Raw genomic sequence first — 18,043 nt, 5'->3', positions numbered from 1 at the left:
CACCCGCAGCACGGGTCGAAACGCCCGGTGCCGACCGGCCCGACCCACCGCGCGATGGAGGGGCCCGGCCGTGCGGCCGGCCCCCTCGTTCATCTCACCGGGGGAGTGAGCTCAGCGCACGCCCTTCGCGGGCGCCGCCTCGAACGCGCGGTCGATCTCCTGCGAGAAGGTGTTGCCCGCGGCATCCTTCGCCGTCACCCGCAGGTCGACCCAGCCGCCCTTGTCGGACACCGGGATCTTCGTCGCGTAGCCGCTCACCCAGGCGCGGCTCTTGACGAAGACGTCGCCGTCGCCCTCGACTGCGCCCGTGGGGGCGTCGGTCTTCGCGGGCTTCAGCGCCACCTCGACCCAGTCGCCGCCGGCGGTGCGGGCCTCGAGCTTCGCCTCGGTGATGGCGCCCGCGGGCGCCGTGCCCGCGACGTGGCCGAGCTCGAGGCCGAGCGCGATGCCGGTTCCCTTGCGACGGCCGTCGCCGGCCTGGTTCGCGACGTTCACGTCGAGGTCGTAGTACGCCTGGATCATCGGCAGCAGCCGGTTGGTCCAGTCGCCGAGCTTGCCCTCCGACGTGAAGGTCCAGTCGCTCACCGTCTTCGTCGAGCCCGCGAGGTGGCTGCCGTCGTGGGTCGCGGTGCTGACCACGCGCCACTGCTGCTCGCCGTCGGGCAGTTCGAAGACGTTCGCACCCTGGTGCTCGGCCTGCTTGATGAGCTCGCCGTCGAGGTACACGTCGGTCGTCTGCTTCACGGTCGAGGGCTCGACCCACGTGTCGAACGTGCCGGTGTGGTCGGCGCTGCCGCCGTCGGCCCAGCTGGGCACGTTGACCTGCGCGTAGTCCGAGACGCGGTAGGGCACCCAGAACCCGGTGGCGACGTACGGGCGCACGATGCCGCCGAAGTACTCGGCCGAGGTGCGCTCGCCGGGCTCGTACGTGTGCTGGATGTCGCGGATCTCCCACATCACCGACATGACGGCGACCCACTGGTTCCAGCGCAGTCCCTCGGTGTTGACCCATTCGGTGCGGTCCATGCCGCGCTGGGCGATCATCGGGAAGCCGCTGCCGTACTTCGCGCCCGGCACGAAGTCGTACCGGAACTCGCCGAGCCCCTCCTGCTGCCCGTGGAACCGGGTGTCGATGCGGGCGAGGTCCTTCTTCGTGTGCGTGTACGCGAGGTCCGACGGGATCTCGCCGTCGCCGTACTCGGCGATGTCGTACACGACGTCGGAGTAATGCGTGCCGACCGCGGAGACCGTGACCTTCTTCTTCGCGAGCTGCGCGACGAGTTCGCGCCCCTCGACGCCGCTGATGGCCGCGACCGGGATCGACACGTCGGAGAAGTCGGTCTCGGAGCCGACCCACGCGTTGAACTCGGCGTCGGCGTCGTTCGCGAGGATGAGCAGCTTCACGCCGGCGGCGACCGCGTCGGCGGCCTGCTGCGAGGCCGACCGGTCGGCGGTGCGCGTCACGACGGCGACCTTGCCGGCCGCGCCCGCCGCGGCGAGCTCCTCGGGGGTGCCGGTGCCGGCGTCGACCGCCGTGGCCGTGATCGAGCCGTCGATGAGGGCCGACCCGCCGGGCACGATCACGTCGAGCTGCTGCTTGCCGGCGGTCACCGCGAGGAACGGCTTCTGCAGGCGCCAGCGGGTCGTGAAGTCGAAGTCGGCGTCGTCGACGGTCATCGGCTGCGCCCACATCTCGTCGGTCCAGACCGGCATCATCGCGCTCGCGAGGAAGTCGTCGACCTTCATGTCCATGCGACGGAACACCGGGTCGAGGCCGTCGTCGCCGACGTCGAGGGTGACCTGCTTCGTGGTGCGCGCGTCGAGCGCGACCGCGGTGTCCTCGTCGAGGTGGATCGTCGGTTCGCCGACCATGACGCTCGCGAGCGTGTCGGGCGTGCGCTGCAGCTCCATGAAGGTCATGAGCGTGTAGTCGCCCTTCAGCAGGCGCAGCGTCGTCTCGCCGTCGACCCACACGGGCTCGGCGAACTGCGTCGCGGGGTTCCAGAGGTAGGCGTAGGTCGCCGTCGGCTCGCCCTCGAAGTCGGTCGCCGTGATCGTGAGGTCGTAGCGCTCGGCCTCGGCGATGGTGCCGAGGGCGGTGCGCGTGACGGGCGTGCCGTCGACCGAGCCGACGAGCGCGCCCGAGAGCTGTGCGCCCGCGGGCACCTTGGCCGGGTCGACCGTCATCGACACCGAACGGGTCTCGCCCGCCGGGATCGTGAGCGACTCGGCGTCGATCGTGAGCGCGTCGTACGCGATGCCGGCCGACAGCGGGCCGGGGTCGCCGCCGCCGTCACCGGGGGTGGTGTCGTTCAGCCCGGCCGACAGCGCGATCGTCACCTCGGCACCGGTGCGGTTCGTGTACTCGACGGTGCGCGTGACGGGCGTGGGTGCTTCGCCCCACGCCAGCATGCCGAAGTCGCCCGAGCCCGAGGCGATGACCGGTGCGTCGAGCGCGGCCTTCACGTCGATGAGGCCCGAGCCGCCCTGGTAGGGGGTGTGCCCGAGGTCGACGGCGGTGCTCGCGAGCGCCGCCTTGAGCTGGGCGGTCGTGTACTCGGGGTGCGCGCCGAGCAGGATGGCGGCGGCGCCCGCGATGTGCGGCGTCGCCATCGACGTGCCGCTCATCGTGATGTACGACCCGTCGCCCCCACTGTCGGCCGAGCGCGCCGCGGTGACGTCGCTGCCCGGGCCCGACACGTCGGGCTTCATCGTGCCCGAGCGGGTCAGCGGGCCCTGGCTCGTGAAGTACGAGAGCTCGCCCGTCGGGTCGACGACGGAGCCCACGGTGAACGCCTCGGCGGCGGAGCCGGGGGCGCCGATCGTCTCGGGAGCCCCCGCGTTGCCGGCGGCGACCACGAAGAGCGCGCCGGTCTCCTGCGCGATCGTGTCGAGCGACTCGGCCATGAGGTCGGTGCCGTCGGAGGCCTCGCTCGAGCCGAGGCTCATCGACACGATGGGGGCGTTCTGCCCCGCCCACTCCATGGCCTCGATGATCCACGAGTCCTGGCCGTAGCCGTCGTCGCCGAGCACCTTGCCGACGAGCAGGTCGGCGCCGTCGGCGACGCCGCGGTGGGTGCCGCCGCTCGCGGCGCCGGTGCCGGCGATGGTCGACGCGACGTGTGTGCCGTGCCCGTGCACGTCGGTCGCGACGTCCCCGCCGGGGACGAAGCTCTTCGAAGCGGGCAGCACACGGCCCGCCAGGTCGGGGTGGGTGTCGTCGTAGCCCGTGTCGAGCACGGCCACGGTGACGCCTTCGCCCGTGAAGCCGTCGGCCCATGCCTCGGGCGCGTGGATGTACGGCACGCTCGAATCGAGCGTCGCCTGCACCTTGCCGTCGAGGTGGATCGCCTCGATGCCGTCGGCGAGCGACGGCGCGGCAGACCTGGTGAGGGCCGACGGGCCGGATGCCGCGGTGAGCGACTGCCAGGCCGACGCCGCGTCGGCGTGCCCGAGCGTGGCGGCGGCACCGCCGACGCTCTCGAGCTGCGCCTGCACCTCGAGGCCGGGCACCGGCGCGGCGAAGGTGCGCGCGGTGGGGGCCGACTGCTCGACGATGATCGGGGTCGCGTCGACCGAAGCGTCGTCGTAGCCGAACTCGATGAGCTTCGTCACGTTGAAGAGATCGCCGTCGAGCGCCCCTGACGCGAGGTACGGCATCGCGGCCTGCGGCACGACGTGCAGGTCGCCCGCCGCCTCGTAGGTCTGCACGCCGGCCCCGTCGACGGCGGTGTCGACCGAGACCGTGTGCGTGCCGTCGGACAGGTCCGTCACCGTGACGCGATCGCCGGTGATCAGCGTGACGGTGCTGGAGCCGCCGGCGGCCGCGGCGGCGTGGGGAACGCCGGCTGCAGGATCGGCGGCCGCCGGCAGCGATGCGAGGCCGACACCTGCGATGCCGATCGCGAGGCCGCTCGTGGCGGCGGCGATCGGAAGCAGGCGGCGACCGAAGGGCTGGGGTCGTGACATGCGCGAGCCTCTCGGTGTAGGGAAATCGGTATCCCCACCTTCGCCGCCCGCTCGCATAAAGTGGTGGCGGAGTCCCGCCATGGCCACCATCCGCCACGTCGCGGGACGACGGCCGGAGCGTTGCCGCGAGACGAGGAGGTCACCGTGCTCGAGGCCATCGGGCTCGACGAGGCGCACACCTCCGTCTACCGGTTCGTGCTGCAACAGCCCGCCGCCTCCACCGCCGAGATCGGCTCGGCCCTCGGCATGACGGCCCCTCGAGTCCGCACGATCGCCGCCGCGCTCGAAGCACGGGGACTGCTCGCCCGGCAGGCGTCGAACAGCGACCGGTTCGTGGCGTCCCCGCCAGCGATCGCGCTGCGGCCGCTGCTGCTCGAACGCGAACGCGGGCTCACGAGAGCGCACGAGGCGCTCGCCGAGCTCGGCGAGCTCTACCGGCGGTCGGCCGACCAGCGCAGCGTCGCCGACGTCGTCGACGTCGTGGTCGGCGACGACGCCGTGCGCCAGCGGGTCGAGCAACTGCAGGCCGCGTCGACCGATCAGGTACGGGTGTTCGTGCTGGGCGACGTCGCCGTGCTCGGCAACGACGAGAACCTCGAAGAGGATCGAGCCCTCGAGCGCGGGGTGCGCTATCGCGTCATCGTCGAGAGCGGCGTGCTCGAGCGGCCGGGCTGGCTCGCGGCCGCGCGGGCGATGACGCAGATCGGCGAGGAGATCCGCGTGCTGCCGACCCTGCCGACGCGCATGTTCATCGCCGACGACCAGATGGCGCTCGTGCCGATGCGCTCGCATGGCGACGACCGCGGCTCGGGTGCCCTGCTCATCCACCCGAGCGGCCTGCTCGACCTCGTGACGTCGATCTTCGAGGAGTACTGGCGCACCGCGACCGCGTTCCTGCCGATCGCCGCAGAGCCGACCGCCGACGACATCGACCGCGACCTCATCCGCCTGCTCCTGCTCGGGGCGACCGATGCCGGCGCCGCGTCCCAGCTCGGCATCTCGCTGCGCACCTTCCAGCGCCGCGTCGCCGAGCTCATGGAGACGGCCGGGGTCACGACCCGCATGCAGCTCGGCGCCGAGGCCGTGCGCCGCGACTGGGTCTGAAGCGGGGCGGATGCCGCGGCGCGGCGCGGCACGCGGGCGGGGTCGCTCCGAACGGCCGCAGGGGCGCGAGCGCGAGGCATCCGCCCCGCACCCGACTAGGCTGGAGGGCGCCATGTTGGAACTTGACCTCTCGCAGGAGATCTCGGCGCTCCGCGCCACCTTCGGCGACATCCGTACCGTGATCGACGTCGACGCGCTCGAGGCGCAGATCGCCGAGTTGTCCGAGCAGGCGGGCGCGCCCGACCTGTGGGACGACACCGCGAACGCCCAGAAGGTGACGAGCGCGCTCAGCCACCGCCAGGCGGAGCTCAAGCGCATCACCGAGGTCGGGCAGCGGCTCGACGACCTCGAGGTGCTCGTCGACCTCGCCAATGAGATGGAGGACGAGGACTCGGCGGCCGAGGCCCGCAGCGAGGTCGCCGCCCTCCAGAAGACGATCGGCGACCTCGAGGTGCAGACGCTGCTCGACGGCGAGTACGACGAACGCGGCGCGGTCGTCACGATCCGCTCGGGCGCCGGCGGCGACGACGCGACCGACTTCGCCGAGATGCTCATGCGCATGTACCTGCGCTGGGCCGAGCGGCACGACTACCCGGTGAAGGTGCTCGACACCTCGTACGCCGAGGGCGCGGGCATCAAGTCGGCGACCTTCGAGATCGACGCTCCGTACGCGTACGGCACGCTCTCGGTCGAGGCGGGCACCCACCGCCTCGCGCGCATCAGCCCGTTCGGCGGTGCCGACAAGCGGCAGACGAGCTTCGCCGCAGTCGAGGTCATCCCGGTCATGGAGGAGGCGACCGAGGTCGACGTCCCCGAGAACGACATCCGCGTCGACGTGTTCCGCTCGTCGGGCCCGGGCGGCCAGTCGGTCAACACGACCGACTCCGCCGTGCGCATCACGCACATCCCGACCGGCATCGTCGTCTCGATGCAGAACGAGAAGTCGCAGATCCAGAACCGCGCCGCGGCCATGCGCGTGCTGCAGACCCGACTCCTGCTCCTGAAGAAGGAGGAGGAGGCGGCCCAGAAGAAGGAGCTCGCCGGCACGATCACGGCGAGCTGGGGCGACCAGATGCGCTCGTACTTCCTCTACGGCCAGCAGCTCGTGAAAGACCTGCGCACCGGCTACGAGGTCGGCAACCCCGCCGTCGTCTTCGACGGCGACCTCGACGGCCTCATCGCCGCGGGCATCAAGTGGCGCAAGCGCAAGGACGACGACTGATTCGGATTCCGGGACGCTCGGCGTGCGCGTCGCTCTCGTGAATCCCGCCGACGCTGCCTAGGCTCGAACACGATGATCCGCTTCGACTCCGTCACCAAGTCCTACCCCGGCCAGTCCAGGCCCGCCCTGAACGACATCGGGGTCGAGATCCTGCGGGGCGAGTTCGTGTTCCTCGTCGGCGCCTCCGGTTCGGGCAAGTCGAGCTTCCTCCGGCTGATCCTGAAAGAGGAGAAGCCCACGAAGGGCAAGATCCACGTGCTCGGTCAAGACCTGGGCAAGATCTCGACGCGCAAGGTGCCGTACTTCCGGCGCAACCTCGGTGTCGTGTTCCAGGACTTCCGGCTGCTGCCGAACAAGTCGGTCTTCGAGAACGTCGCGTTCACCCTGCGGGTCATCGGCAAGTCGCGCGGCTTCATCCAGTCGGCGGTGCCCGAGACCCTGAAGCTCGTGGGGCTCGACGGCAAGGCCAAGCGCATGCCGCACGAGCTCTCGGGCGGCGAGCAGCAGCGCGTCGCGATCGCGCGGGCGATCGTCAACAAGCCGCAGATCCTGCTCGCCGACGAGCCGACGGGCAACCTCGACCCCGTCACGAGCGCGGGCATCATGACCCTGCTCGAGCGCATCAACGCGGGCGGCACGACCGTCGTCATGGCCACCCACGAGGCCGGCATCGTCGACCAGATGCGCCGACGCGTCATCGAGCTCTCGGCCGGTGACATCGTGCGCGACGAGCGCAGCGCCGGGTACGACGGCCAGACGGTCCGCGACGTCGACTACGTCCCCGAGCAGGGCGGTGAACCCGCCGAGGAGGTGGCGACCGACGCCGATCGCGTCGCCGCCGCCGTGCCGCCGGCCGCGGCGAAGGCGGCGAAGTCCGCGAAGACGACGAAGGCCGCGAAGGGGTCTACGGCCGAGGAGGCCCGGGCGCCCGAGCCCGCGCCGACGACTCCGCCGACCCCGACCATGGCCGCCACGACCGCGGCGGCGCCCAAGGTCACCGCCGAGGTCATGCGCGACGCCGAACCCCTCTACGTCGAGCCCGAGGCGACCGACGAGGTCACCGAGGCCGCGGCCGAGATCACGAAGGCCGCGACGGGGGCGATCGAGGTCGACCCCGAGAAGCTCGTGCCGAAGGAGAAGCCCGGCACCGTGGCATCCGCCCCGCTGACGCTCGCCGAACGGCTGGGACTGCGGGCCCCGGGAGGCCCACGAGAAGGCGACAGCGACCAGGAAGTGGGGCCGACGAAGTGAGGATCGGTCTCGTCCTGCGCGAGGCGGGCAACGGCCTGCGCCGCAACATCACGATGGTCATCTCCGTCGTGCTCGTCACGTTCATCTCGCTGACCTTCGTCGGCACGGCCGCGCTCATGCAGCTGCAGATCGCCCAGATGAAGGGCTTCTGGTACGACCGCGCGCAGGTCGCCGTCTACCTGTGCACGTCGATGTCGACGGCGGCCGGATGCACCGACGGCGAGGCGAACGAGGAGCAGAAGGCGGCCGTCGAGGCGCAGCTGCAGTCCGACACGCTCAAGCCGTTCATCGACGAGTTCTACTTCGAGGACCACGAGCAGGCGTACGAGAACTTCCAGAAGCAGTTCGAGGGCACGCCGTCGGCCGACTACGTGACGCCCGACGTGCTTCCCGAGGCGTTCTGGGTCAACCTCATCGACCCGTCGCAGTCCGACGTGATCGTCGAGAGCCTCGCGGGCATGGCGGGCGTCGAGCAGGTCGTCGACCAGCGCCGCTACCTCGACCCGATCTTCGACGCCCTCAACGCGGCGAGCTACACGGCGATCGCGATCGCCGCGATCATGCTCGTCGCGGCCGCGCTGCTCATCGCGACGACGATCAGGCTGTCGGCGTTCTCGCGCCGCCGCGAGCTCGGCATCATGCGGCTCGTCGGCGCGTCGAACCGGTTCATCCAGACGCCGTTCGTGCTCGAGGGCGTGTTCGCCGGGCTCGTCGGCTCACTGCTCGCGGGTGGTGCGGTCGTCGCGATCGTGTACTTCTTCGTGCAGGGCTACCTGGCCGAGAACCTCTCGCTCACGTTCGTCGACGCCGGCGACGCGCTGCTCGTCGTGCCGCTGCTCGTCGTGGTGGGGGTGCTGCTGGCCGCGGTCTCGGCGGGCATCGCGATCAGGCGATACCTGCGGGTCTGAGTTCGGATAGACTGAACGGCTCGCCCGGCGCCAGCCGGAGGCATCCGTCAGCAACAGCTCGATTCGCAAGGAGATCACCGTGCCCAGGGAACGCGGACAGAAGGTCGTCGCGACCAACCGCAAGGCGCGGCACGAATACCTCATCGAGGACACCTACGAGGCGGGCCTCGTGCTGCAGGGCACCGAGGTGAAGTCGCTGCGCGAGGGGCGCGCGTCGCTCGTCGACGGCTACGCGTTCATCGACGGCGGCGAGATCTGGCTCGACGCGGTGCACATCCCCGAGTACACCGAGGGGACGTGGAACAACCACGCGCCCCGGCGCAAGCGCAAGCTGCTGCTGCACAAGCAGGAGATCGTGAAGATCAGCCACCGCATCAAAGACGGGGGCTACACGCTCATCCCGCTGTCGATCTACTTCAGCGACGGACGGGCGAAGGTCGAGCTCGCGGTCGCCCGAGGCAAGCGCGAGTACGACAAGCGCCAGGCGCTGCGCGAGCGGCAGGACAAGCGCGAGGCCGACCGCGCCATGGCGAGCCGACGGCACCTGGGCGAGTGAGGCTGTGCGCCCGCTGAGCGGACGCATCAGGGGCGCGGAGTAGGCTCTTCGCGATGAAGACGTCGATGCGCATCCCGGTTCCCGGCACCTACAACTTCCGCGACGTCGGGGGACTGCCCGCACGCAACGGCACGGTCCGCGACGGCGTGCTGTACCGCTCCGACGGGCTGTTCCGCCTCGGCGACGACGGCAAGGCCGAGCTTCGCGACCTGGGCGTCGGCATCGTGATCGACCTGCGCGACGACAACGAGGCGCTCGCGATGCCGGATGACCTCGACGGGCTCGACGTCGAGGTGCTGCGACTGCCGGTGTTCGAGGGCTCGGGCGCGTCGCAGGGCATGGGCGGCATCTCGCTCGAGGCGCTCTACGACCGCATCGTCACCCAGCACGCGGGGGTCGTCGTGTCGGCGCTGCGCGAGATCGCGAGCGCGGGCGACCGTTCGGTCATCGTGCACTGCACCGCCGGCAAGGACCGCACCGGCATCGTCGTCGCCCTCGCACTCATGGCGGTCGGCGTCGACCGCGACGCGGTGGTCGACGACTACTCGCGCACCGAGGCGAACCTCGCGGGCGAGTGGCTCGAGGGCATGCTCGCGGTCATGGCGAAGTACGGCGTGCCCGATACCCCCGAACTGCGCACGCTCATGAGCGGCAGCCCGCACGAGGCGATCGAGGGCGTGCTCGACACCGTCGAACGTGCGCACGGCTCGGTGCGCGAGTACCTGCTCGCCGGCGGACTCGAGCTCGGCGAGCTCGCCGCGCTCGAGCGGCTGCTCATTGTCGCCGACTGACGTTCGCGCAGGGGCGCGAGCCATGAGGACAACCTCACGGCTCGGCGGCGCGCTCGCACGCGCGGTCAGGCTGCGTGGGCGTATTCGCCGAGCAGGGTGGCGATGTCGGGTGGTGGCGGCAGGATATCGAGCCGTCGACGGTTGCCGGGGCGGGGCCTGCGAGTGGGGTCGAGGTGTGCGGGCGGCAGGAACCACACGAAACCGTCGACGATGAAGATGAGCCAGCCGTCGTTGTGGATGCGATGGTGGTGGTGCGCGCACAGCATGATGCCGTTGTCGAGGTTCGTCGTGCCGTGATGTCGTTTCCACCATCTGATGTGGTGGGCCTGGGTGTGCGACGGGGGCCGGTTGCAGCCGGGCCAGGCGCAGCCGCCGTCGCGTTCGACGAGGACGAGTTTCTGGGCGTGCGTAAACAGGCGGCGGGATCGATCGAGGCGGAGGTTCTCGGGCTTGTCGCCGACGTACAAGAGCGAGATGCCGGCCGACATCGCGATCTCTTCGAGTGACGGCATCGAGATCGGCTGGTCGATGCCGTCGATCGTGGCGTGCCCGCGCCCGGTGGCGACCGCGTCGGCATCGGCCCGGACCACGATCGTCGCCTGCTGCAACGGCGTGGGTGCGTCGTTCGCGCCGAGTGAGTGGCGGGCGATGTCGGCGAGGGCGTCGAGGTTCATCTGTGCGATCGTGCGTTCGTCGGCGAGCACGGCGTCGTCGGCAGCACCAACGGCACTATGGGAAGCTGCACCGGCGGCGGCGGCGGCGGGCCGTGGGCGTTTCGTGTCGCGGGCCCGGTGGAGTTCGGCGCCGACGAGGGTCTCGATCGCGAGTTTGATGGGGGCGCCGTTGACCGGGTCGGCGGCGCCGGTGAACCGGATCATGCCGTGTTCGTCTTCCCAGATGCGGAACTCGCGGGCGGCACGCAACTCGTCTTCGCGGGGTTTGACGCCGCCGGGGTCGAGGCGGGCTTCGAGGAGTTTCACGAGCCGCTGCAGCCCGTCGACGCCCACGACCGGGGCGCGGTCGACGAGGAACCGTTCGGCATCACCGAGTTCGATCCGGTCGGCCCGGGCTGCGACGCGGTCGTAGAACCGGCGGATGACGTCGGCCGCGTCGACACAGATCGCGCCCGTCGCGACCGCGGCGGCCAGGTGCGGATGCTTCGGCGGCAGCACCTCACCGGTGAACGCCGCCCGGGGTGCGGTCGCCTGCCCGACGGAGACGAGCTTTACGGCTTCTTGATAGCGGCCGCCGGTCGCGGACGCGATCAACCGTTCGGCGGAGGCGAACCCATGCTTGCGCGCGACCTCATCGGTGCCGGGCTTCGACCGGGCTGCGAGTTCGGCCGCGACGGGGGCTTGGAGTGCCTGCACCTGGCGGAACAGCTCACCGAGAGCCTCGGTGACTCGGACCAGCCCCGCACCGCTCATCAGCCGCACGTCACCGGCCGCGTGCACCGAGCCCGGCGTGCCCGCGATGAGCGCACCCGACCACGCCTCGGAAAGGCCGTCGAGCGCGGCTGAAACCCCGGTCAGGGCGGGTATTTCAGCGGTCTCGGGCATAGTCTGAGTCTACCCGAAACAGCCGAGATTCGAAGAGATATTCGAAGACGGTGGAGAAAGTCTCACGCCGGTTCGGCGTGGAACCTGGCTTCGACGGATGCCTCGACGACGAGCTCTGCGGGCGCGAACTCGGTGCCCGAACCGGCACCGCCGCCGTCGTACGCGACCGCGGCCATCGCGAGCTTCATGCCACGAGGCGCGGGCGGCACCGGCTGCGCCGTGAGCAACCCGCTGTCGGCCAGTTCGACGGGCGTCGGCACCCCGAGCCCGAGCGCGGCCGCGTACACGCGGGCCTTGGCCACCGCGTCGGCGACCGCGGCCCGCTGGGCAAGCTCCTGCACCCGGCGGCGCGTCGTCTCGGTCAGCCGCCAGTCGATGCCGTTGAGATCGACGCCGTCGGTGTCGGCGACCCGGCTGGCCCACTCGCCGAGCCGGTCGAGGTCGCTGAAGACGATCTCGATCTCGGAGCTCGTCTGGTGCACGAGCGGCAGCTGCCGACCCTCGTTGTTCCACGGACGGTGCGACCAGACGCGCATCTGGCCGGCCGCCCACGTGTCGAGCGCGCCCGCCGCCTCGAGGTCGCGCACCTCGGCGATGACCCGCTCGCGCGCGTCGGCGGTGCGGGCGAGCGCCGTGTCGCGCTCGGGCTCGGAGACCCCGACGGTCAGCGTGACGGCGGCGAGCTCGGGCTCGGTGCGTTCTTCTGCGGTACCGCGAACGGCGATGACGGTGGGCATGGGTCCTCCACGAGGCATCCGCTCATGAGGTGGGCCCGGCTGGGAATGGCGGAGCGGCGGCGCCTGTTCTAGACTGTAAGGCCGCGCACCGTCATCCGTCAGGTGGCGAGCGCGGCACTTGGAAACTCCACAGCGTGCGACAACGGCTCCGTCGAACTCGTTCGACGTCACATGGGGATGATCGGTTTCGACATCGCCTGTGTGCCCACGAGAAGCGGGCCGAGGATGCAGGGTTATCTCGTGAACGCTCCCTGCGAACAAATAACTGCCAATAAGAAGCAGTCCGACTTCGCCCTCGCTGCCTAAGCGAGCTCGATAGTCCGTCAGTCCGGGTTCGTTCCCGCCCCGGTCACTGACGTCATCTAGGGAACTTGCTGCGCGTCGTCGCCTGAGCGACGTGCGGGACTTCTTCAGGCTGGGCCCGTCGACTCAGGTGCCTGTGGCAAGAGTCGGGGCCGAGTAGAACGCTTTCACAGGCTGCGCCCGGAGAAGACGTGGAATCTCAGCGATGGACGGGGGTTCAATTCCCCCCATCTCCACACAGCACCGTCGAGGCACCGCCTCCGGCGGTCGAGGCCGTTGTCGCACGTTGCGGAACCGCAGAACGCCCGGCGACTCGAAAGAGCGCCGGGCGTTCTGCGTGATGGGGGTTCGTGGTTCGCGTCAGTCGGTGAAGGCGCCCCCGCAGTAATCGCAGTCGGGCTCGGGGCAGTACCAGTTCTCGGGCTGGTGCTCGTCCATCATCGGATCCTTCGTCGGGACTGGACGCGTGGGGGGAGTGCGTCGCGATGACTGAAGATAATGCCAGTCCGCGACCGGTGTGCAATATGGCCGCCCCGGTGAAGTTCTCGGAGCCGATTGTCCACCGTGTCGATGGGGACCCCATGCCGGCGTCGGCATACGAACAGCCGGCGACCGGATGCCGCTGCCGGGGTCGGCGCCGCTGGCTAGCATGGCCTCATGCCGTACCTCGCCGATGCCGCCCGCTACGACCGCATGCCCCACCGCCGCACCGGCCGATCGGGCCTGCAGCTTCCGTTGCTCTCGCTCGGGCTCTGGCAGAACTTCGGCGACGATCGTCCGCTCGAGGCGCAGCGCGCGATCGTGCGTCGTGCGTTCGACCAGGGCATCACCCACTTCGATCTCGCGAACAACTACGGCCCGCCCTACGGCGCGGCCGAAGAGAACTTCGGGCGCATCCTCGCGACCGACCTCGCGCCGTATCGGGACGAGATCGTCGTGTCGACGAAGGCCGGGTGGGACATGTGGCCCGGGCCGCACGGGGTCGGCGGCAGCCGGAAGTACCTCCTGGCGAGCCTCGACCGCTCGCTCGCCGCACTCGGACTCGACTACGTCGACATCTTCTACCACCACCGTCCCGACCCCGGCACGCCCCTCGCCGAGACGGCGGCGGCGCTCGACCAGATCGTGCGGCAGGGCAAGGCGCTCTACGTCGGCATCTCGTCGTACTCGGCCGAGCAGAGTCGCGAGATGGCTCGGCTGCTCGCCGAGCGCGGCACGCCGCTCACGATCCACCAGCCGTCGTACTCGATGCTCAACCGCTGGATCGAGACCGAGGGACTGCTCGACGTCGCCGCCGACGAGGGCTTCGGCGTCATCGGCTTCACGGCGCTCGCCCAGGGTCTCTTGACGGGCAAGTACCTCGGCGGCATCCCCGAGGGCTCGCGTGCGGCGAGCGACGGCTCGCTCGACCGCTCGATGCTCTCCGACGAGACGCTCGAGCGCATCCGGGGCCTCGACGCCGTCGCCCGTGGTCGCGGCCAGTCGCTCGCGCAGCTCGCGCTCGCGTGGGCGCTCCGCGACGACCGCGTGACGAGTCTCGTCGTCGGCGCCTCGAGCGTGCGCCAGCTCGACGAGAACGTCGCCGCCGTCGACCGGCTCGACTTCACGCCCGACGAGCTCGCCGAGATCGACCGGTTCGCGGGCGATGCCGGCATCGACCTGTGGGCCGACGCACGCCGCGGCGGCCCGCTGCCCGACCTGCGTCCGTGAGGCCGGGGCGCGGCGGGCTCAGCCCTGCCGCGCCGCCTCGCGGAGCATCTCGACCGCGCGTCGCACCGCGGGGTGCGTGCGCATCGATCGCTTGACGCGCAGCATGATGCGGCGTCTGGCCGCCTCGTCGGCGATCGGCCGCATCACCACCGTCGACGGCAGGTCGATCGCGCCGAGCCGGGGCAGCACGGTGATGCCGACCCCGTGCTCGACGTAGTCGAACGCGCTCGCGTAGTCGGGCGCCCGCAGGCGGAACTGGGGCGCGAACCCGACGGCGGCGCACGCCGCGACGACGATCTCGCGGCAGGGGCCGCGCTCGTCGTCGTTGTCGATCCACGGCTCGAACTCGAGGTCGGTGAGGCGCACCGAGTCGCGGGCGGCGAGCGGGTGGTCGGTGGGCACGACCACGACGTAGCCCTCGGCCTTGAGCTCTTCGAGGTCGTAGCCTTCGGGCGAGCCCTCGGCGACCGCGGGGTCGCGATCGCCGCGCACCGACTCGGCGACGTAGAGCTCGAGGTCGGGGTCACCGGCATGCTGACCGCGCCGCTCGACCATGGTGAGCTCGAGTCTGAGGTCGGGATGGTGGCGCACGAGGTCGGCGATGACCGGTGGCATCCAGGCGCGGTTCGCCGACATGAAGCTGCCGATGCGCAGGGTGCCGCTGCGACCGGCGCGGAGGTCGTCGATCGCGCCGTCGAAGTCGGCGAGGTGGTCGAGCACGCGCGCCGCGCGGTCGGCGACGGCGACGCCGGCCGAGGTCGGCACGATGCCCCGGCCGTGCCGCTCGACGAGCGTCAGCCCGGTCTCGCGCTGGAGCGCGCTGACGTGCTGGCTGACCGCCGAGGCCGTGTAACCGAGCCGCGTCGCGGCGCGGTTGATCGAGCCCGTCTGCACGACCGTGCGGAAGACCTGGAGTCGGTGCGGGTCGACCATGGAGACGATCGTACAGTCGTGCTTAACGAATGCCAAGGATCGTTCGCTTGTGCTCAGTGGACGTGATCGCCGAGGCTGGTGGCATGCCCACCGCCGCTCCGAGCCTCAGCCCGTCCGTCACGACCGACCAGACTCCGACCGCCGCCCCTCGATGGAAGGTGCTCACGGCGATGCTCGTCGTACTCGTCCTCTGGGCGTCGGCGTTCATCGCGATCCGCTTCGTCGGCGACGCGATCTCACCCGGGCCGCTCGCGCTCGGCCGGCAGCTCGTCGGCACCGTCGCACTCGTCGCGGTCGCGCTGATCCGTCGGCCGCCACTGCCGCGCGGCCGTTCGCTCGGACTCGTGGCGCTCTACGGCGTGCTCTGGTTCGCGGGCTACACGCTCGTGCTGAACCTCGCCGAGCGCCATCTCGACGCCGGCACGGCGGCGATGCTCGTCAACATCGCACCACTCATCGTCGCGGTCGCGGCCGGCGTGTTCCTCAAGGAGGGCTTCCCGCGGTCGCTCGTCGTGGGCATGCTCGTCGCCTTCGCGGGCGTCGTGCTCATCGCGACCGGCGGCGTCGGCAATCACGCCGATGCGCTCGGCATCGTGCTCGGGCTCCTCGCCGCACTGCTCTACGCGCTCGGCGTGCTCGTGCAGAAGGTGGCGCTGCGCGATACCGACGCATTGAGCGCGACCTGGGTGGGCTGTGCGATCGGGGCCGCGGCCCTCCTGCCGTTCCTGCCCCAGACGGTCGCCGAGGTCGGCTCCGCGCCGGCCCCGGCCGTCTGGGCGATGGTGTACCTCGGCGTCTTCCCGTCGGCCGTCGCGTTCCTGCTCTGGGCCTACGTGCTCAAGCGCAGCCCGGCGGGCGTCACCGCCTCGGCGACGCTCGCGGTGCCCGCGATCGTCGTGCTGCTCGGCTGGCTGCTGCTCGGCGAGCTCCCGACCGTCGTCGGCATGATCGGCGGCGCGCTGTGCCTCATCGGCGTCGCCTGGAGCCGCCGACCTGCTCGTCCGGCACGCCGGTGAGCGAACGGATGCCTCGTGGCCGGTGCCGGTCACGAGGCATCCGTCGTCAGCGGAGGGCCGGAAGCACCTCGGTGCCGATGAGCTCGAGGTGGTCGAGGTCGCGCACGTCGACGAGCTGGAGGTAGACGCGGTCGGCGCCGAGCTCGCGCAGGCGCCCGATCTTCTCGATCGCCGCGGCCGGGGTGCCGGCGATGTTGACCTCCGCGAACTCGTCGGGGTCCTCGTCGATCGCGGCGAGCCGGCGCAGGTAGTCGGCGTCGTTCTCGGCGACGACGGTGGGCAGCGCCACGGAGGTGCGCATCGACGCGGGGTCGCGGCCGACGTCCTCGCAGGCGCGGCGCACGCGTTCGAAGGCGGCGGCGATGTCGTCCTCCGAGCGGAAGCCGAGGTTGAACTCGGTCGCGAAGCGGGCCGCGAGCTCGGGCGTGCGCCGGGCTCCGGCGCCGCCGATGACGACCGGCATCCGCGCCTGCACCGGCTTCGGCAGGGCGGGCGCGCCCGCGAGCGCATAGTGCTCGCCCGTGTAGTCGAAGGTCGAACCGACCGGCGTCGACCAGAGCCCGGCGATCACCTCGAGCTGCTCCTCGAAGAGGTCGAAGCGCTTGGGCGGGAACGGAATGCCGTAGGCCGTGTGCTCCTCAGCGAACCAGCCGGTGCCGAGTCCGAGCTCGACCCGGCCGCCCGACATCGCATCGACCTGCGCGACTTGGATCGCGAGGAGCGACGGGTGCCGGAACGTCGCCGAGGAGACGAGCGTGCCGAGCCGGATGCGCTCGGTCTCGCGGGCGAGGCCCGCGAGCGTCACCCAGGCGTCGGTCGGGCCGGGCAGCGGGTCGCCGGCGCCCATGCGCAGGAAGTGGTCGGAGCGGAACCAGCCGTCGAAGCCGAGACGTTCGGCGGCGCGCGCCTGGGCGAGCTGCTCGTCGTAGCTCGCGCCCTGCTGGGGTTCGGTGAAGACGACGAACTCCATCGGCGTCACGCCTGCTCGCGCAGCGCGTCGAGCACGACGTCGTGGAGCGCACCGTTCGTCGCGAGCGCCGAGCCGTGCCACGGCCCCGGCTCACCCGCGATCGACGTGAACCGGCCACCGGCCTCCTCGACGATCGGTACGAGCGCCGCGAGGTCGTAGGGCTTGACGTCGAACTCGCCGGTCACGTCGATGAGCCCCTCGGCGAGCAGCATGTACGACCACAGGTCGCCGTAGGCGCGATCGCGCCACACCCGCTCGGCGAGGGCGAGCAGGCGGTCGAGGTAGCCCGCGTCGCGCCACTGGGCGATGCTCTGGAAGCTGAGCGAGGCGTCGGCGAGGTCGGACACGGCCGACACGGCGATGCGGCGAGGTGCCTGCCCCGGGGCATCCGTCGTGAAGGCGCCCGCGCCGCGCGACGCCCACCACCGCCGACCCATGGCGGGGCAGGAGGCGACGCCGACGACCGGCACGCCGTCGATCGCGAGCGAGATGAGCGCGCCCCACACGGGTACGCCGCGCATGAAGTTCGAGGTGCCGTCGATCGGGTCGATGATCCACTGACGGGTCGTGTCGCCCGAGGTGCCGAACTCCTCGCCGAGGATGCCGTCGGACGGACGCGCCTCGGCGAGCCGCTCGCGGATGATGCGCTCGACCGCGAGGTCGGCCTCGGTCACGAACGTGCGGTCGGGCTTCGTCGACACGTCGAGGTCGACGGCGCGGAACTTCGCGATCGCGACGGCGTCGGCGAGGTCGGCGAGTTCGAGCGCGAGCGCGAGGTCGGCGGCGAGATCGGGAGTGGTGGAATCGACGGGTTCGGTCACGTCGATCAGGCTATCGGGCGAGGGTGAACACGCCGTGCCGGGCTCGATTGGCGCAGCGGCGATCGACCTGATAACGTTGACGCTCGGTTCGGTTGTTGAAAAACGGCCCCGAATCAATGCACCTCTAGCTCAATCGGCAGAGCAACTGACTCTTAATCAGTGGGTTCAGGGTTCAAGTCCCTGGGGGTGCACC

At 70.9% G+C, this 18,043-nt stretch carries 14 protein-coding genes, 1 tRNA gene and 1 other RNA gene; 10 read left to right on the top strand and 6 right to left on the bottom strand.

What is annotated here, in order from left to right:
- Positions 1–111 precede the first annotated feature (111 nt).
- Complete coding sequence (locus AC3RJ6_RS17300; RefSeq protein WP_491428369.1) at positions 112–3,969, bottom strand: S8 family serine peptidase; 3,858 nt, start codon at positions 3,967–3,969, stop codon at positions 112–114.
- 144 nt (positions 3,970–4,113) lie between these two features.
- Between AC3RJ6_RS17300 and AC3RJ6_RS17295 the strand changes: the two genes are divergently transcribed.
- The 6 genes from AC3RJ6_RS17295 to AC3RJ6_RS17270 all read left to right on the top strand — a co-directional run bounded on the left by AC3RJ6_RS17295 (position 4,114) and on the right by AC3RJ6_RS17270 (position 9,801).
- Positions 4,114–5,073 carry a TrmB family transcriptional regulator gene (locus tag AC3RJ6_RS17295; protein WP_491428368.1) on the top strand — a complete coding sequence of 320 codons (960 nt, stop codon included), beginning with the start codon at positions 4,114–4,116 and terminating at the stop codon, positions 5,071–5,073.
- A gap of 112 nt (positions 5,074–5,185) precedes the next feature.
- Positions 5,186–6,295: a peptide chain release factor 2 gene (gene prfB, locus AC3RJ6_RS17290; protein WP_491428367.1), complete on the top strand. Its 1,110-nt coding sequence runs from the start codon at positions 5,186–5,188 to the stop codon at positions 6,293–6,295.
- Positions 6,296–6,367: 72 nt separating this feature from the next.
- Positions 6,368–7,546 (top strand): cell division ATP-binding protein FtsE, encoded by a 1,179-nt coding sequence (ftsE, locus tag AC3RJ6_RS17285; protein WP_491428366.1) that lies wholly within the window; start codon positions 6,368–6,370, stop codon positions 7,544–7,546.
- Entirely contained in the window at positions 7,543–8,454 is a 912-nt protein-coding gene (gene ftsX / locus AC3RJ6_RS17280) for a permease-like cell division protein FtsX (protein ID WP_491428365.1), read from the top strand. The genes ftsE and ftsX overlap by 4 nt, the downstream gene beginning before the upstream one ends.
- Before the next feature lie 79 nt (positions 8,455–8,533).
- On the top strand, positions 8,534–9,010 hold the full coding sequence (gene smpB / locus AC3RJ6_RS17275; RefSeq protein ID WP_491428364.1) for an SsrA-binding protein SmpB: 477 nt from the start codon (positions 8,534–8,536) through the stop codon (positions 9,008–9,010).
- Positions 9,011–9,063: 53 nt separating this feature from the next.
- The gene (locus AC3RJ6_RS17270) at positions 9,064–9,801 is read left to right on the top strand and encodes a tyrosine-protein phosphatase (RefSeq protein WP_491428363.1); all 738 of its coding nucleotides are present in this window, start codon (positions 9,064–9,066) and stop codon (positions 9,799–9,801) included.
- 65 nt (positions 9,802–9,866) lie between these two features.
- Here the strand turns inward: AC3RJ6_RS17270 and AC3RJ6_RS17265 are convergent, their stop codons facing one another.
- Both AC3RJ6_RS17265 and AC3RJ6_RS17260 read right to left on the bottom strand, forming a co-directional pair.
- The gene (locus AC3RJ6_RS17265; protein ID WP_491428362.1) at positions 9,867–11,360 is read right to left on the bottom strand and encodes an HNH endonuclease signature motif containing protein; all 1,494 of its coding nucleotides are present in this window, start codon (positions 11,358–11,360) and stop codon (positions 9,867–9,869) included.
- A gap of 62 nt (positions 11,361–11,422) precedes the next feature.
- The gene (locus AC3RJ6_RS17260) at positions 11,423–12,097 is read right to left on the bottom strand and encodes an SIMPL domain-containing protein (RefSeq protein ID WP_491428361.1); all 675 of its coding nucleotides are present in this window, start codon (positions 12,095–12,097) and stop codon (positions 11,423–11,425) included.
- 173 nt (positions 12,098–12,270) lie between these two features.
- Between AC3RJ6_RS17260 and ssrA the strand changes: the two genes are divergently transcribed.
- Both ssrA and mgrA read left to right on the top strand, forming a co-directional pair.
- Positions 12,271–12,639: a transfer-messenger RNA gene (ssrA, locus tag AC3RJ6_RS17255) on the top strand.
- A gap of 418 nt (positions 12,640–13,057) precedes the next feature.
- Positions 13,058–14,110, top strand: coding sequence for an L-glyceraldehyde 3-phosphate reductase (mgrA, locus tag AC3RJ6_RS17250; protein ID WP_491428360.1), 1,053 nt, complete (start codon positions 13,058–13,060; stop codon positions 14,108–14,110).
- Between the two features lie 18 nt (positions 14,111–14,128).
- Here mgrA and AC3RJ6_RS17245 read toward each other — a convergent pair whose 3' ends face one another.
- Positions 14,129–15,043, bottom strand: a complete 915-nt coding sequence (locus tag AC3RJ6_RS17245) for a LysR family transcriptional regulator (RefSeq protein ID WP_491428359.1) — start codon at positions 15,041–15,043, stop codon at positions 14,129–14,131.
- Between the two features lie 83 nt (positions 15,044–15,126).
- On the opposite strand from AC3RJ6_RS17245, the gene AC3RJ6_RS17240 reads away from it, so the two are divergent.
- The gene (locus AC3RJ6_RS17240) at positions 15,127–16,059 is read left to right on the top strand and encodes a DMT family transporter (RefSeq protein ID WP_491428358.1); all 933 of its coding nucleotides are present in this window, start codon (positions 15,127–15,129) and stop codon (positions 16,057–16,059) included.
- A 46-nt stretch (positions 16,060–16,105) separates the two neighbouring features.
- On the opposite strand, the gene AC3RJ6_RS17235 is transcribed toward AC3RJ6_RS17240, so the two are convergent.
- Positions 16,106–17,029 (bottom strand): LLM class F420-dependent oxidoreductase, encoded by a 924-nt coding sequence (locus AC3RJ6_RS17235; protein ID WP_491428357.1) that lies wholly within the window; start codon positions 17,027–17,029, stop codon positions 16,106–16,108.
- A 5-nt stretch (positions 17,030–17,034) separates the two neighbouring features.
- Complete coding sequence (locus AC3RJ6_RS17230) at positions 17,035–17,850, bottom strand: inositol monophosphatase family protein (RefSeq protein WP_491428356.1); 816 nt, start codon at positions 17,848–17,850, stop codon at positions 17,035–17,037.
- A 118-nt stretch (positions 17,851–17,968) separates the two neighbouring features.
- Between AC3RJ6_RS17230 and AC3RJ6_RS17225 the strand changes: the two genes are divergently transcribed.
- Positions 17,969–18,041, top strand: a tRNA-Lys gene (locus AC3RJ6_RS17225).
- Positions 18,042–18,043 lie beyond the last annotated feature (2 nt).

It is taken from the genome of Agromyces cucurbitae (assembly GCF_058349945.1).
Note: the sequence above shows the minus strand (reverse complement) of the source record. Positions and strands in the feature narration are given on the sequence as shown.